Here is a 15106-nt window from a genome sequence, read left to right on the forward strand (position 1 = left end):
CCTCAGATTGGGAGGGTGGGCTGCGTGAGGTGCCGGGCTCGGCCACGATGGGCGGAGCGATGGCCCTACGCCATCACCGCGAGAGGAGGGGTACGGATGGAGAAGTTCGTGCCTCGCTTTCAGGGACGTCCGTGGCCGAGCGGGGTGGGGGTACTTCATGTCTACGCCCTGCCTCGTCCGGGAGTCGACGACGAGTTCCTTGAGATGGCTCGTGTGTAGGCTCGCATTTCTGATGTCCCTTTCTCATTGACGGTGGCCTTCTTCTGGCCCAAGGGACAGGGCAGTGAGACGAACTCCTGTCTGATGGTTCGCCCGTAGTAGTGCTGGTCCCGGTCTCGATCTATGCAGCGGTGTTCTCCGCCGTCGTGGAGATGGCCAGAAGCAACACTCGGGCACGTACTGGTCCTCCACGATGCGTGACCATGTCGTCTACGAGTCGCGGCTCGAGCTGACACGCCTGCGGCCGACTCGGCCGGGCGAATTCCTGCAGATCTTCCTGCGCGGCGCCGGCTACCCGACGTTCGCCACCGCCTGTGAGGAACACGGGCTCAGCCGGACCGCGGTCAACAAGGCCTTCAAACAGCTGGAGGCGGACCTCGGCGGTCAATGCGTGGAGCGCGCGTCCAAAGGCCGCTCCACGCGGCTCACCGAATTCGGGCAGCGTGTGGCCCGAGCGGTCCTTCCCCTGGCCGATCAACTCGGAGTGCGCCCTCGGGACCTCACATGCGACAGTCTTCAAGCGGTGTGGCTACGCGGCAGCGCTCAGGATTCGTCGAGTTCGACCCTTCGCTCTCTCGGGATAGCGTCAACGTTGCCGTCGGCATCAAGGGTTTCGTCTGTCCAGGCAATGGTTGCTTCCTTGATCCCGCGTTTCCGGCGGAGGTAGCTCTTGATCTGATCGGCGGCCACGTCAACCGTGATCCCGACAGGCACCGTCAGCAGGAGAGTCAACAGCTGGATGCCTCCTTCCCCTCGCAGCTTGTTCTCGGGATCAATACGCAGGCCGATGCCGCTGTCGGAGACGGGTGCGTCTGCCGCACCAGCCGTTTCCGCGTCCGCCTCGATGGCGGAGATGAGGGCCTCGGCGTTGTCGGTCTTTAGGTCTAGGAAGTAGTCCATCGTTGCTCTCCCAGCCATGTTCGTTCAGATGGTCCTGCGGCTTGTGGTCGCTGTGGGGTCGCCCACCACGAACCAGGGGGACCACCAGGAGGCGTGCGCCGGTCGCGGGTGATCGCAGCCAGCGATGAGGGCCTTGACATCGTCGGCCCGTAGTCTGCGGCGCATGGTCTGTCGTGCCCAAGCGACCGCAGGACCGACCGCGAGCGGTCGATCGGGTGTTCGCCACGGCCGGTCTGGGCCTTTGCCGTTCAGAGCCGACACGAACAGGTCGGCGAAGAGCACGCCGGCCGCGTCCCGGACAGGGGCCATGCTGACCACGGCGGCTCGGGCGCCGGTCACCACGATCAACTGGCGGACAACTCCGAGGAACTCGTTGTTCTCCTCCCCGGAGAAGTCGCCCGCGCTGCATCCGGTCAGCAGGAGGATGTCGGCGCCGAAGGTGTGTTCGGGGACGTTAAGGAGGTCGGTGGGCCTGGTCCAGGTGCCGTCGCGGGACAGCAACAGCCCGTGCGGCTCCGCATGGCATGCAAGGTGTAGCAGCCCCGCACTGCACCCGCGCTCCAGGAACCCGCCGCAATCGGCAGACGCGAGAAAGCCGGACCCGGGTTCTGGTTCGACCCTGTGGCCTCCACCTCCTGGTCCACGAAGACGAGGCCTTTGCCCCCGCCGTCACAGGCCACGCCCAGGTAAGCAGTGTCTCGCCCGCCTGGTTCTGGGCTTGGCCGATGAGCGCGCAGATGACGCAGAACGCCCGCTGCTGGAACGATGGCGATCGTGTAGCGCTCACCGAGCGTGAGGTTGGAATTGGACGGGTCCGGGCTCGGTACCTCGTGCCACGGAACGCCGAGGAGAAGCGAATCGGGAGAGATGATCAGTGTGTCGATCTCGTCCGGGACCGGCCCGAGCAGCCGATCCGCACTAGGGAAATCGCTGCTGGGTAGTACCTTGCCAAGGCGACCAGCTTTGACGGCCGCGGTGGCGAATTCCGAGGTGACGCCCGTGGCAAGCCCGGCGGTCACACTTCCCCGGGTCACGACGGTGCGCAGGGGAGCGCCGTCGTTCCACCGGTAGCTGATGTACGCCTCGCCCGGCTCCAGGTCCTCGACCGCGTGCAGCCGGTCGGCTCGCGTGGCGGCCTGGTATGGGACGACGAGACGGTCTCCGCGACACGGAAACCGGCAAGGCGTTATGGCATGCCAGTCCGGCACTGGCCCGGCGGGTCGACGACGTTCTTGGCCGCTGGACAGCCCCGGCCTCGTGATGTGCGCCGGGCCGTGCTGTCGGTGGCCCGGTACCTGTTGCGGGCGCATGGCCGGCCCACGCCCTTCGGGTCCTCACTGGTATCGGTATGGAGCGCGTTTCCGGTCTGTGTAGATGCTGCCAGAGCGTCTCCCTGCGTCCATCGCGTCGTACCTTGTCCAGGACCTCCAGGGCTATACCGTGCTGCTGCGCAAACGGTGAGGCAAACTCCGTGATGTATCGCAGCGTCCCTGGGTTCTCACTGTCATCCCCCACGTTGGAGAACAGAAAGGTGGGGAAGTCGATGGCGCCCTTCGCCGCTAGGGCGAGAAGTGCTGTGGATTGCACCCCGCCTCCGTATGAAATGACCCTCAGGGCCCGCTCTGGCTCGTGGTCGCTTATCGGAACGCGTTCATATGCAGGCATCAATTCGGTCAAGCTCAGCCCCTCCGCATGTCTCTCGGTCGGACAAGCAAACCGACGTGCGGCGAACGAGTCAACGCCGAGCTGTGCTCCACGATTGAGCTGACGGCGAAGCTGTCATTCAGGAATCTCTAAGTTGTCTGGGCTGAGATGGATTCCGTCTGGGGTGGCGGATTCGCCGTGCAAATAATGGGTTGGCCGTGTCTGCGCCGCCAAAGTATGAGCGCAGCTCACTGTGGCGATCACCGGAAAAGAGAAAGGCCTTGCTGTCTCCGGAACGTACCGGATACAGCAAGGCCTCATCACTTGAGACGTCTACAGGTGGCACACGGCGCAGCCGGCCTCGTCGTCGTCCTCGTCGTGTGCATCCGCGAGTATCTCGAGCAGGGGGCGGTTCGGCTTCACGCGCTTGGCCGCACGGTCGAGTGCAGCCTGGTGCTTGGCCTCGATCTCATCCCGGCGGGCAATGAGCTCGTGCAGGGACTCGCCCTGAGACCACGTGTACTCGCGGCCCTGCATTGCGGTGCGCCGGTAGTTGACCTTCTCTTCGTACGCTATGGCCTTCTCGAACAGCTCTGGGTGACGGTCCTTGAGGCCCACCCACTCGTGCTTGCGCTGGAAGAAGCAGAAGTAGCAGCCCGAGCGAGTGCGCCATTCGTAATAGGCCGGGAGACCGATGCCAGCCTCCTCGAGGATGCGGTCGACGCCGGCTCGGTCGATGCCGTCTTCCCGGAAGGGGAAGACCGCGGAGATGTTCGGCTTGGTGCTGACGTAGCCGAGGCGGTTCTCATCGGCGCGGATCGCGACGTAGGAGATCACCTCGTCATCGCCAACCCACTCCTCCAGGGGCTTGAGCTTCAGGTTCTTGGTGCACCAGCGCATCTGAGGGCTGGGCAGCGTGCCCTGGTAGACCTCGAGCCAGTGGTCGAAATCGCGGGTCGCGTTGAGGCGCACGATCGGCTTGCCGACGGCGGCCTCAAGTCGGTTGAGGTACTCGTACGTCTCCGGCAGCTCGGCGCCGGTATCGCAGAAGAAGTACTCCATCTCCGGGACCCGGTCACGCATGTGAATCGCGAGAGCGGAGGAGTCCTTGCCTCCCGACAGGCCGAGGACATGGCGCTTCTTCTCAGCCAGGCTGTTGGTGTCGGTCACAGCGTCTCCTTCGTCGTCGGGGCCGCGTTGGCGTCCTGCACGGCCAGGCGCTCGGCCAGGGCGGCGAGAAGGATTCGTGCGCCGTCGGGACCCAGTGCTTCTTCAGCCTGCCTGATGACACTGACAACGAGCTCGTCGGCCACCTGGCGGGACTGCTTGGGGACGTGGATGAGGGTGCGTTCCTCGGTCCCCTGAGGGGTGGTGAGCGTCAGCAGATGAGTGTCGATCTGCCGGGTATCGGTCTCTTCCTTGGCCGCATCGGTCGCGGTGTGGGCTTCGTACAGGTGGCTTACACGGTCGAGCGCGCGGGCAACTTCCTTGACCTGCCGCGGGAAGGTCGCGGCGTCCTTGTCAGTCCAGTCTCCCAGGGCTCGGTTCGCCAGGCGGATGATGATCGGGTCGAGCCAGTCCTCGTCCGGCAGGCTCTCGTTGAGAACACGGGAGACGAAGCCCTGCAGGTTGAGCTCGAGCGGCGCGTTGGCGAAACCGAGCAGCCGTTCGGTGAGTCCGGTGCGCAGGCTGGTGATCTCGGCCGGCAGACGGAACTCGCGGCCGATCGTGGCCACGACCTCCTGGCGCAAGGCAGCGCCGGCACCGGTGAGATCGTCAAGTGCTGTGGTCAGGCTGGCGACGAAGGCCTTGGCTGCCTCGTCGTCCCGAGGTGCCGTAGCCCCGATCGGCTCAAAGCCCAACGCTGCGGGCAGAGAGGTGAAGACCAGCTCGTCGGGGTCGGTGGCCTGAGAAAGCACGTCGCGGATCGCGAGTGCCTCGGCGCTCAGCCGACGAGTCTTCAGGGCATAGGGCTCCAGAACCATGACGCGCTCGAGCATCGCCCGCGTCACGCCGAGCAGCGCAGGGTTACGCGCAGCCCGGGAGCGCGGGGTGTCGACGTTGAGTGCCTTGGCCAGACCGTTGACGACGAGGAGGCGCTGCCCGCGGCCCGTCGGGGAAGCCTTGATCGTGAAGCGGTCCGGGTAAGGGACGTTGAGCCTCTCGACGATCTCCGGAGTGAGCCGCTGGCAGTAGTTGCCGTCCTCGAACAGGGCGACGTCCTGAGCCCGCAGGATGAGTGCGGTAACCACGAGGATCGGAACGACGCCGGCCTTGACACCGTAGGGCGGCGCCATGAGCTGCTGGTAGATGTCGACGATCGGCGTGGCTTGCTTGGCGCCGGTCAAGGCTTCCTCGAGGGCTTCCCAGGCCTTGATGATGCTGGGGTTCTTCTCGACGTTGGGGCGCGACAGGCCATGCGTGAGGATGCTCGTGGTGTCGGTTCCAGCCTCCGTCTCGCCGGCGGCGCGGTGCAGCCCGAGGTATTCCAGGACGCCGTGGTACATGGCCCGCTCAGGCGTGTACTTCGTCTTGTCGTATCCGAGTAGGGGGTTGCCCGAACGCTGCAGCATTGAAGTCAGCAGTTCGCGACGGGCACGGGCGCCGTTGCTAGTCAGCTGGTGGCGCCCCACCATCTCATTGCGGATGTGCGGGGTGTGCGGGTAAACCCGGTCACAAGCCTGAGAGGCCAGGTTGGCGTAACTGCGGGCCTCGATGGGCTCGCTGTCATCACCCTGGACCTCGGTTCCCTTGTGCCACAGGTGCCAGTTGGACTGAGGGCTCAGGGGATTGAACGCCTCGTCCAACAGGGCGCCGATGGTCTGCGAGAGATCCGCTGCACGTTCCTCGATCTCGCGGGTGGCGACGTGGTCGATGCTGTCGTCGTCGAGAAGCTCCTCGAGAGCGACCAGGTCGATGCCAGCCTGTAGAACGGCGTCAGGGTTCTTCGTGGTGCCGATGAGCACAGGCAGCGGCGACTGCACCGAGGGGCGGGTCTTCAGTGGCCCGAGGTGGTAGACGATCAGGCCGTCAGCAGCGTCCTGGACAATCTGAGGTCCCTTGAGCTTCTCGCTCTTGTGGCTGACCGTGGTGGAGAAGTAGCGCAGCATGCCCGTGCGCTGGCTGTGTCCGCCAGCCACGACCGCCGCAGGAAGCACCGTCCCGAGGTGCTTGCTGAAGTAGCCCAGGACGTCTGCCGGGGCGATACGCGTGGCCACCTCTCGAACACGCGCATCGATGTCGACGTCTGTGCCCTGCCAGACCCGGTACTCGTTGCTGTAGGCGCGGTGGACGATGAAGCCATCGTCGACAAGCTTGCTCAACCGCTCTTGCAGGGCGGCGAAGCGATCGGGGTCGAGTGCGTCCGTCGGGTCATTCAGAGCGAACTGGATCATGGGCGGGGTGGCGCCCAATGCACCATCGGCATCCATGAGGTTGAGAATGCCGATCACCTTGAGAACGTCTTGGTCCTCCGTGGGCAACCCATGGGCCTCATTAAGGCGGTTATCGACTTCGAGCCAGCGGCTGGCCTTACTCGAGGCGAGGATCGTAGTACGGCCGGAGGCGAAGAAGTAGTCGTACAGCTGCGGCAGGCGCATGGTGCATGCCCGTTCAGGGGCGTCAGACGACAAGGTCTCCAGGGCGCGGCGGACGGTGTTCGGCTCGTCGCTGGCCAAGAAGCCGGTGAGGCTGCGGTCGTGCTGGCCGATCTGTGCAGCGAGCAGAGGCGCGGCAACAGCGGTGAGCGGGTGCAGAGGGTAGAGGCTGGCAAACATCTCAGCGGAGATGTCCACGACGGTGCGCAGGGCGTGGCGCTGCCACGCGTCAGCCGCTGCGTCGGCCTGCTGCTGGATGAGTTCGCGACCAGACTCCGATACCCCGGTCAAGTCGAGGCGCCGGCGCATCAGGTGGACTGCATCGCCGAGGTTCGGAGCGAAGGTGATGTCTTCGAAGCGGCCTTGGACCTTGGCCCATTCCTGGGTCTGGATGGCGCTGGAACGGGCCGCGTAGTCAGTGAACGCAAGGTGCTGCAGCGTGAACATGAACAGCCGCATGCCCGAGGGGCCAGCGCCCTTCTCGGCCAGCATCTGCAGCAAGAACACGTCGCTCGCAGCGCTCCCCGAGTCGCCGGCAGCGGCGGAGTACTCGAGGTTCTTGCCGAACTCGTCGATGATCAGGAGCAGGGGATGCCGGTCACACAAGGCAGCGACGGCGTTGGTGATGCTCTCGTGGCTCGGGACCTCGCCTTCCGCGCAGGTGGCCAGCGCCTGGGCGATCTCCTTGGGAACCCTCTTCTTCCACTTACGATCGACCGCGGTCTGAAGAGCGCGGTGCACAGTAGCGGCGAGAGGTTCGCGCCGAGCCGTGGCGACGGCGCCGAGGAAGCCGGCCTTGTCGCTGAGTTCATCGCGTACACGGGCCAGCCGAGCTGCCTGCCCGGGGTTGCTGGCCCTGACCGCAGCCTCGGCCTCGGCACGCCGGGTTTCGTCGTGGCCAAGGAAGGCGTCGAAGAGGTTCGACAGGGTGGACTTGCCAGAACCGTACGGACCAGTGAACGACCAGGCGCGGGTGCGACGCAGATCGGCCACGGCATTTGTGACGCGATCAAGTACGTCGAGCGCGCGGACTCCTACGTACGGGTCGTTGAGGTGCTTCTCCTCGACATCGCGCTCAAGGTTGGTGGAGCGCAGCTCCGAGCCGACCAGGGAGATACCCGCAGGCAGCTGTACAGGAGCGACCTGCTGAGGGCGCTGAGTGGTCTTCGTTGCCATGGTTACGCGATCTCCTCGATCAGGTCCAGCGCCTCGACCTGCTGGGGCATCTTCTTGCGCGCTCGCTTGGGAGCGTTGCCGTCAAGTGCGGGGTACTTCTTGGTCCATTCCTGGGGCGTGGGGAATCCCTCGCGCTCGCGCACGCGTCCGTAATGTGCGTCGAGGATGTCCCAGGCAAGCGGGAGGGGAGCCTTGGAGAAGGCCAGGCTGCTCTGACCGAGTGCCGAGACGATCTGCAGGTCCGGGTGGTCGCTGACCAAAGACTCGATGGCCTTTGCCAGATCCGGTTCCCGCATGCGGAACGCTCGGCCCGGAGATCCCGGATCCTGCGCGAGGCGGGCCAGCGAGATGGAGCCGGCGTTCGTCGAGGACCGCGCGGCGAAGTCCAGGCAGGCGTAGGCCAGTACGGGCGCCGGCAGGTTCGAGCGCGATCCGTTGGTGAAGCGCCAGCTGCGTTCCTTGCCCTTGCCCTGGCCTTCCAGCAGGCCTAGTTCACGGAAGGGGGACATGAGCAGGTCTTCGAAGCTACCCGGCGACAGGGGGTTGAACTCCTGGTCCAGCGCGTACATCTTGATCATGCATTCCACATCACGCGAGATGGACTCGCCCGCGGGCCAGTCTTTCTCCCTGAAGTTCTCGTGGACGTGGCGCGTGATGAAGCTGGTCATCTCGGCAGAGGTGACCCGGGAGCGGGGTGCCAGGTTGAAGATCATGTACCAGCTCGGCGCCCAGCACTTGGCTTCGGAGTCGTTCGAGAGCAACCACCAGTGCAGCAGCCACAAGCTGCCCGTGTCCTCGAGATAGGGGTCTGCTCCTTCTTCGTCGAGCAGCCACCGGGCCCGCCAGGTCGGAGATGCGACGAGGGCCCGGTAGGAGGGGTCCTCGTGCGGGTGCTCCTGCGTGAGTTTGAACGCCTTCGACCAGTGCCGCATGGAATACACCATGTTCTTACCCACGCCCAGCAGGACGGGAGCGTCCTCGCGGTGGAAGATCTCGCTGTCGCTCTTGACCTGCATATACGCCTTGTGCAGCCAGCCGAAACGCGGGGCAAAGGTCTCGTGGCGCCCGAAGGAGAGCTCCACGGCTTCAGGGAGCCGGCTGTCTGACATGGGAGGGGCCTTTCAAGTGCAAGATCGGAGGGGACGTGTCTATGTGGGATAACGCCGGTCAGGGTTCTGCCGTCGCGGCCATGACCGACCGCACGTGCCGAACGGCCTCGATGGCTGCGGCCGAGGCTCGTTCGATGTCGCGTTCGGTGGTGGCGTAGCCGAGCGAGAAACGCACGGTGGAATCCGCCTCGTCGCGGCTGTGCCCCATGGCGAGAAGTACGTGGCTGGGACTAGGAGCCCCTGACGAGCACGCGCTCCCGTCAGACGCAGCCACCTGTGGCATAGCCGCGAGGACCGCCTCTGCCGGCACGCCCGGGAAGGTGACGCTGGTAACTCCCGGAAGCCGGGGAGCGCGAGCTCCATTGATCCGGCAATTGGCGACCTCGGCGATCAGAGCGGCTTCGAGGGCGCTGCGCAATGCAGTGACCCTGACTGCCTCGGCGGCCAGCTGCCGACGAGCGGCTTGAGCAGCAGCACCGAGCCCTGTGATTCCAGCCACATTCAGCGTTCCGGCCCGCCATCCGCGCTCGTGCCCGCCGCCAACGAGTAGTGGGCGGTGTGGCAGCGGGGTTCCGCGACGCACGAAGAGCGCGCCGACCCCTTGCGGGCCGCCGAACTTATGGGCCGACAGGGAGAGCAGGTCGACCTCGAGCTCTGCAAGGTCCAGCGGGAGGCGTCCGACGTACTGCGTAGCGTCGGTATGGACCAGAGCGCCGGCCTCGTGAGCGGCCTTGCATACCGGAGACAGGTCGATCAGCACGCCGGTCTCGTTGTTCGCGAGCATGAGGGAGACGAGCGCCACCCGCTTGTTGCGGAGTGCCGCGACAAGGGGCTCAAGGTCAACGACGCCATCTTGGTCGACCGGGAGGATGAGGAGGGAGTCGGGGTGCTCCGCTGTGATCGTGCGGGCCGTTTCGATCACGGCAAGGTGCTCAGCGGCAGTGGTGACCAGCAAGCCGCCGCGGGCATAGCCGGCCCTCAGCGCCAGGTTGTTTGCCTCCGTCGCCCCGGATGTGAAGATGATTTCACCTGGAGCACAATTGAGAAGGCCAGCGAGGCTTCGGCGGGCCGTGTCGACCCGGGCGGCTGCCTCGCGGCCGGCGTGATGCATGCTTGAGGCGTTGCCGACGCTTTGGAGGGCGCCGAGCATGGCTTCGAGGGCCTCTGGCCGCAGTGGCGCGGTGGCGTTGTAGTCCAGGTACGCCACATCTGCGCCCTGCAGGTCACCCGCCATCTTCTGCCCCCATTTGTTGCTTGTGTGCCTCGGCCAGTCCTGGCGGCTTTCGTCGGGCCGCACTCAGCTTCCGCCAGGAGTGCACTGAGATCCTAACCAACGCCCCGAGGGTACGGAGACCGCTTTGTGGGCCAAGGATCGACTGAGGCCCTCGGTGAAGCCTGCAGATCGACGGAGTAAACACCCCTTGACCTGCATTTTCCAAGATCATGACGTCTACTGCCGGAGCTCTGTCGCGCGAGAAAGTCGCACTCCTGGTGGACGCCAAGTGCTCGTGTCGGCCATCCACCAGGTCCCGTACATCGTTGGCGCAATCTCCCCGCGCACCCTTTCCCGAATATAGGACATGTGTTCGACATGGGGGCCTCGACGGTCTGGGTGCAGCGCATGCGTGATGTTGTCGGCTGATCAAATCGAGTGGCTCATCGTGGCTCGAAGCGGGGGAGCATCGGGCTGCGGTGCGAGTCGTCGGCAGGCACTGCTCCCATTGGTGCGTGAGGGCGGAACGGCAAGGCTCACGGGAAGTGGCGTGAACCCGTTGTCCTGAAGGCAGCAATATTTGCTATCCCCTGATGACTTGTCAGTGGCACCTGACAAACTGACGATCACCACATCGACGCCATGGGGGGCTCGCCAGGCATGACTAGTTCAAGCATCTCGGGTGCGGACGCGCTCCGCCGGGTCGTTCAGAGGTACCGAGAGGACGACAGCCCTGCCCTGCAGATCGAGGTCGGTCTGCTCCGGATGCTGGACGAGACGAGCTCCGAGCAACTTGCATCTGACTTGCGCGAGTTCGCTAGCTCGTGGGAGATCCACCAGGCGACGGAGGACTTGTCGCCGGCCCTGCCTGACGAACCTGGGCTTTACATGTTCGTCTGGCGGCCGCCGTTCCAGTTCCACGTTGGCGCGATGCCCACGCATGGCAGCTTCCCGCAACTGCTGTATATCGGGCAAGCGGGTGCATCGAACAATGATCGTGGTAACACCATCCGGCTTCGGTACAAGGACTACCGGCGGCATCTGCGGGGCAACCCGGAGGATCTTTGGACCCAGGCCGAGCCCGAGACCCGCAACCAACGTCTCACCCGCTATCTCTCGCTGCGCCCCCTGGAGTTCTGGTGCGCCACGGTCCCCGAGCGCAACCGGATCGAGGGGCTGGAGAAGAGGCTGATTCGCTTGTACAACCCCCCGCTCAACGACCGCGGTCGGCCGAAGCTCCGGGCCCGCCTCGGTACTCCCCGTTCCGCCTGGTCAGCCTGATCACCGCACAGTAGGAAGAGAAAACGATGCCCTCCAAGACGTGGGTTCCTGCCTTCGAGGCGAAGGTTGGGAACTGGACGTACTACTCCTGCCTCATGAGCTACGCGGCAGTGGCGCGAGAGATCAACTTCGCTCATGACCTGGGTGGGAACCAGGATCTGGGCACGATGATCCAGCGCGGCGTTGGCGCGCGGACCACCGAGATCACCAACTACCTGCTCACGAACGAGAATCGGTTCCTGGGCGCCATCATCGTTGCCGCGTGGGGCGGTGCGCCCGAGTACATCCCTCTGGAGATGGAAAAAACGGCTGAGAACAGCGACGTGCTGTCCGGCATGGATGGGAACTTCGGCGTCCTGACCTTCGACGGTACCCACCAGTTCTTCGCCCTCGATGGTCAGCACCGGCTGAAGGCGATCAAGGACGCCGTGAAGCGCAATCCAGAGCTCGGCCGCGAAGACATCAGCGTCATCGTCGTGCCCCACTTCGATAACGAGGAAGGCCGCAGGCGCACGCGTCGCCTCTTTACCAACATCAACCGCAACGCGGTCAAGACGACAGCGCAGGAGAACATCGCGCTGGATGAGGACGACGGCTTCGCGATCCTGACCCGCCGGCTTCTCGACGATCACGAATTCCTGCGGCAGGACGGCGTGGTTCAGGTCTTCAGCAAGGTCGGCGCAGACGGAGAGCTGAAGCTCGCCACACGCCAGGTAGGGGTCACTGGTACTGCTTGGACGACGATCGGCGTGCTGTATGACCTGCTCACCGATCTTGGGTTTGGACTCCACGACAGCATGAGCAAGACGTCACAACGGGCGGCAGACGACGTACTCGATGAGAGCTTCGATGATCTGGCCGTGCGCATCGACGAGCTACTCAAGGCGTGTGGCAACATGCGTGAACGCTACGAGGCCCAGTCGGCGCCCAAGGAGCTGCGTGCCCCGAAGGGCCGCGACGGCGAAGGTCATCCGTTCATGAGGCCCGCAGTTCAGGTGCAGGTTGCGCGGGCTGCGCGCCACATCATTGACCAGAACCTCCTCGACTGGCCGCGCTTGCTGGAGCGCCTGTCCGGGCTGGAATGGCGAATGTCTGCACCCCCGTTCAGCGCCGTCTGGCAGGAAACGCCGGACAGCGCCAGTCGCAAGGGGAAGATGATCGCCGCCAAGGACAACAACACAGCCTTGTTCGAGCTCTTGCTGGCCCACCTGGCGCCCAACTCCAGGGCGCAGATCGACCGTGCAATGAGGACGTATCGCACCGTGAAGAACGAGCGATACCCGATTGCCGCGGACGAGCTCGCGAAGAATCTCCCGTCAGTTGATGCCCCCTGAGTGCTGGGGTGTGCCCTTCGGCAGGCAACGCGTTCGTTGCCCTGCCGAAGGCAGTTGATCGTCTCGATGGGCGTCGCGTGGCGGCTAACGTCTTTGTCCGGAGAGAGGCTTACCTGCTTCCATGCGACGTTGCAACCGCGGGCTTCTCGAAGAAGAGGTTGCTCCACATGACGTCCGCACGCCCGAGCGCGTCGGCCTGTGTGCTCGCGTGAATTAGGCTGAGCCCTCGAGCGGCGGCGAGAGACACCGTTTCCGCCGCAGACACGGGGTACATCCCCCGCTCGGCCGGCACCGGTCCGGTGCGCAGAACCATGCCGAGGCGGCCGCCGTCCTGCAGCAGTTCATGAACGCGGCTCATGGCACGATGCCGCTCATCCTCGTCGAGAAACATCCACACAGCTGTCAGCAGCACCAAATGAAAGGGCTGGTGCTGGTGAACCAGCGTCCCTAGCTCAGGCAGCCTGTCATCTACCCACTGGATGTTGTGACCGGCGTGCGTTTGCTGCCCAACGGCTCTGAACTCCTCCGAGGGTTCTACCGCAACGACTGTGTGTCCCCGGGCCGCTAGGGCGGCGGCGTCCCTGCCGGTGCCGGCTCCGATGTCCAAGACTCTCACCGGCTCTGTCGGAATCAGATGGACTACTTGGCGGTGCACTTCAATGAAGGTGACCTGCTCGTATAGGTTGGCCAAACGCTTGGCCGCGGCGCGCAGCGCTCGGAGCTGTGTCTCACTTCTTCCGGCTCCACCGTGCACTTCGTGCCCTCCTTCCAGCCTCTTGCGTTCCCCTGGTGATCGACGTCCAGCTCTAGCTCGTGATGAACGTCTCGATATTGCATCTAGGTGCCCCGCCGCCAGCCAGCCCAGAGAGAGTGCTGTGTTGATCAGGCGGCGTGCCAAGCTTCGACGAGCGAACGCACTGTGGGGAACCGTCCTTGTGCGTCTAGTGCTGTAGCGCGCTGGATCACGGTGAGCTGGTTGCGGGTACCGCGCCACTGGTCCTCCTCGTCGCCGGCGTCGAGAAGGAGTCGCAGAGCCCTGCCAAGGTTGAACACCGTAGTCCGGATGTCGATGACCGCACCCCGTACGAACTCCTCCGGCGCCATGTACCGGCTGGAGCCTGGGAGCCGGTCGGCGTCCAGGGTGAATGGCCCCCACCGGTACTCGTCAAGGTCACACAGACTCATTCGCCGCTCGTCGAAGTTGTACAGCATGCAGCCGTCATAGAGGTCGACTGCCACGAGCCCCGCGGCCTCCACCGCGAGATGGGCATCCAGAACCGTGTCCAGGGCGGCGTGGACCTCGGGCAGCGGAAGGCCGCGGAAACGGGCCATCGGGCTGTGGGGCGCTGTTCTGCCGCCGCTTCGCGTTCTGGTGGGGTGGTAGAGGACTTCGCCTGGCACCCAGGGGTAGACGAGGGCCAGTCCCTCATCCGTCGAGATGCTGTGCAGCAGGGGCGCGATGGCTGGATGGGTCACGACTTGGTGCACTCCGACGGCTCGGCGTAGCGAGGAGACCGTTGCAGGTGTCGAAGCGTTCTTCACGAACCACTTCCGGCCATCGATCAGGACTCCGTATGAAACACATCCGGAGTCCTGATCGGCGAAAGTGCGAAAGATCGTTCCGATGTCCGCAACGTAGGCGTCGAATGTGGTCACGTGGACGACGTCAAGGAGGGGGTGCGGCGTCATGCTCGTGATGGTGCCAAGTCCGGTCGGACGCCGCAGGGATTTCCCCTTCGCGGCATGAAGCCGCGACCGGCTCGGAGGATCCACCGACGGGAGGCAGTGGCTTAAGCGAGCCACTCGGCTGGTCCAGTTCGCCGGCGGCAGACCGGCAACCTGCCCAAGGAGTGGAGATCGTGCCGTAACTCATGTCAACGTACTCCTCTGACGGAAAACCGCAGGTCAGAGGACGTTTGCATCCCAGATGGGTGTGAGGTCCCATCACTTCCCTGGGAGCTTCATGACACGGCACAAGATCGAGGTCACCGGCAGGCACGGCGACGGAACGGTGTGTCCGCCGGCGCACCAGCACACGAGGGGAGGACGTCCGCTCACCACCGGATGCCCTGGCCGGTCCAGGTATGTGGTGGCTTGTGTCTGTGGGACATGGAGCGGGACGTCGTCCACCAAGTCCTACGCCGCTGAGATGGGCAAGAGGCACCGCGGCGCGCAGGACTGATCGCCTGCACGACGAACTGCCGGGGGACTCGGCCGGACATGCTCCGCTGCGGGCCGTGCAGCGCCTATTTAGCACCCGATCCGTGAATTCGGAAATCCCGGATTCTGCGGACCATTGAATCTGTTCGCGGCGGCTGTGTTTGGCGGTGGAGCTGTGCGGACGGCTAGCTATCCCCTTGCCCGGTGCTCATCTCCCATCATGCCCTCAGGAGCTCTCTGTGCCCTCGCGCCTGCTCTCCATTCCTGCTGTCGCTGCTGCCTTGGATGTCGACCGCCGGACCGTATATCGGTTCATCGCGGCCGGGGACTTGCCTGTCGTCGACCTGCGCACCGGATCAGGGAGATCGCGCGCACGGGTTCCTGTCGTCAGCCTCGACGAGTTCATACACAGCCGGACCGTAGGTCCTGCCGCAGCGCGCCGCTGATTCAGCACGCCCCGTTTACCCCGAACTG

General features: G+C 64.7%; 12 protein-coding genes and 1 pseudogene. 5 read left to right on the plus strand and 8 right to left on the minus strand.

Annotated elements, in window-relative coordinates; translation table 11 throughout:
• Positions 1-412 precede the first annotated feature (412 nt).
• A pseudogene (locus ACFV6V_RS02975) lies at positions 413-649 on the plus strand (LysR family transcriptional regulator); the annotation flags it as partial.
• A 113-nt stretch (positions 650-762) separates the two neighbouring features.
• Here the strand turns inward: ACFV6V_RS02975 and ACFV6V_RS02980 are convergent.
• Together ACFV6V_RS02980 and ACFV6V_RS02985 are read right to left on the minus strand one after the other, a co-directional pair.
• Positions 763-1119 (minus strand): hypothetical protein, encoded by a 357-nt coding sequence (locus ACFV6V_RS02980; RefSeq protein ID WP_385558365.1) that lies wholly within the window; start codon positions 1117-1119, stop codon positions 763-765.
• A 24-nt stretch (positions 1120-1143) separates the two neighbouring features.
• The gene (locus ACFV6V_RS02985; RefSeq protein WP_385558358.1) at positions 1144-1683 is read right to left on the minus strand and encodes a CHAT domain-containing protein; all 540 of its coding nucleotides are present in this window, start codon (positions 1681-1683) and stop codon (positions 1144-1146) included.
• A 629-nt stretch (positions 1684-2312) separates the two neighbouring features.
• On the opposite strand from ACFV6V_RS02985, the gene ACFV6V_RS02990 reads away from it, so the two are divergent.
• On the plus strand, positions 2313-2594 hold the full coding sequence (locus ACFV6V_RS02990) for a lantibiotic dehydratase (protein ID WP_385558188.1): 282 nt from the start codon (positions 2313-2315) through the stop codon (positions 2592-2594).
• A 502-nt stretch (positions 2595-3096) separates the two neighbouring features.
• On the opposite strand, the gene ACFV6V_RS02995 is transcribed toward ACFV6V_RS02990, so the two are convergent.
• Genes ACFV6V_RS02995 through ACFV6V_RS03010 form a run of 4 tightly spaced genes read right to left on the minus strand, consistent with a single transcriptional unit; the run spans position 3097 to position 9878 of the window.
• The gene (locus ACFV6V_RS02995) at positions 3097-3933 is read right to left on the minus strand and encodes a phosphoadenosine phosphosulfate reductase family protein (RefSeq protein ID WP_385558191.1); all 837 of its coding nucleotides are present in this window, start codon (positions 3931-3933) and stop codon (positions 3097-3099) included.
• Entirely contained in the window at positions 3930-7535 is a 3606-nt protein-coding gene (locus ACFV6V_RS03000; RefSeq protein WP_385558194.1) for an ATP-binding protein, read from the minus strand. The genes ACFV6V_RS02995 and ACFV6V_RS03000 overlap by 4 nt, the downstream gene beginning before the upstream one ends.
• A 2-nt stretch (positions 7536-7537) precedes the next feature.
• Positions 7538-8644 carry a DUF4007 family protein gene (locus tag ACFV6V_RS03005; RefSeq protein ID WP_385558197.1) on the minus strand — a complete coding sequence of 369 codons (1107 nt, stop codon included), beginning with the start codon at positions 8642-8644 and terminating at the stop codon, positions 7538-7540.
• A 58-nt stretch (positions 8645-8702) separates the two neighbouring features.
• Positions 8703-9878, minus strand: coding sequence for a cysteine desulfurase family protein (locus ACFV6V_RS03010; protein ID WP_385558200.1), 1176 nt, complete (start codon positions 9876-9878; stop codon positions 8703-8705).
• 744 nt (positions 9879-10622) lie between these two features.
• Between ACFV6V_RS03010 and ACFV6V_RS03015 the strand changes: the two genes are divergently transcribed.
• The gene (locus tag ACFV6V_RS03015) at positions 10623-11138 is read left to right on the plus strand and encodes a hypothetical protein (RefSeq protein WP_384941534.1); all 516 of its coding nucleotides are present in this window, start codon (positions 10623-10625) and stop codon (positions 11136-11138) included.
• Positions 11139-11164: 26 nt separating this feature from the next.
• On the plus strand, positions 11165-12472 hold the full coding sequence (locus ACFV6V_RS03020) for a DGQHR domain-containing protein (protein WP_384941532.1): 1308 nt from the start codon (positions 11165-11167) through the stop codon (positions 12470-12472).
• Positions 12473-12581: 109 nt separating this feature from the next.
• On the opposite strand, the gene ACFV6V_RS03025 is transcribed toward ACFV6V_RS03020, so the two are convergent.
• Complete coding sequence (locus ACFV6V_RS03025) at positions 12582-13226, minus strand: class I SAM-dependent methyltransferase (protein ID WP_384941530.1); 645 nt, start codon at positions 13224-13226, stop codon at positions 12582-12584.
• A gap of 128 nt (positions 13227-13354) precedes the next feature.
• On the minus strand, positions 13355-14161 hold the full coding sequence (locus ACFV6V_RS03030; protein WP_385558205.1) for a serine/threonine protein kinase: 807 nt from the start codon (positions 14159-14161) through the stop codon (positions 13355-13357).
• 710 nt (positions 14162-14871) lie between these two features.
• Between ACFV6V_RS03030 and ACFV6V_RS03035 the strand changes: the two genes are divergently transcribed.
• A complete protein-coding gene (locus ACFV6V_RS03035; protein ID WP_385558208.1) occupies positions 14872-15078 on the plus strand; it encodes a helix-turn-helix domain-containing protein in 207 nt (68 codons plus the stop codon).
• Positions 15079-15106: the final 28 nt, after the last annotated feature.

It is taken from the genome of Streptomyces sp. NPDC059828 (genome assembly GCF_042731955.1).
Lineage (GTDB): Bacteria > Actinomycetota > Actinomycetes > Streptomycetales > Streptomycetaceae > Streptomyces.

Coding starts and splice junctions, on each gene's coding strand:
- ACFV6V_RS02980 (WP_385558365.1), bottom strand. CDS start 1,119: ATGGACTACTTCCTAGACCTAAAGACCGACAACGCCGAGGCCCTCATC.
- ACFV6V_RS02990 (WP_385558188.1), top strand. CDS start 2,313: ATGCCAGTCCGGCACTGGCCCGGCGGGTCGACGACGTTCTTGGCCGCT.
- ACFV6V_RS03000 (WP_385558194.1), bottom strand. CDS start 7,535: ATGGCAACGAAGACCACTCAGCGCCCTCAGCAGGTCGCTCCTGTACAG.
- ACFV6V_RS03005 (WP_385558197.1), bottom strand. CDS start 8,644: ATGTCAGACAGCCGGCTCCCTGAAGCCGTGGAGCTCTCCTTCGGGCGC.
- ACFV6V_RS03010 (WP_385558200.1), bottom strand. CDS start 9,878: ATGGCGGGTGACCTGCAGGGCGCAGATGTGGCGTACCTGGACTACAAC.
- ACFV6V_RS03015 (WP_384941534.1), top strand. CDS start 10,623: ATGCTGGACGAGACGAGCTCCGAGCAACTTGCATCTGACTTGCGCGAG.
- ACFV6V_RS03020 (WP_384941532.1), top strand. CDS start 11,165: ATGCCCTCCAAGACGTGGGTTCCTGCCTTCGAGGCGAAGGTTGGGAAC.
- ACFV6V_RS03030 (WP_385558205.1), bottom strand. CDS start 14,161: ATGACGCCGCACCCCCTCCTTGACGTCGTCCACGTGACCACATTCGAC.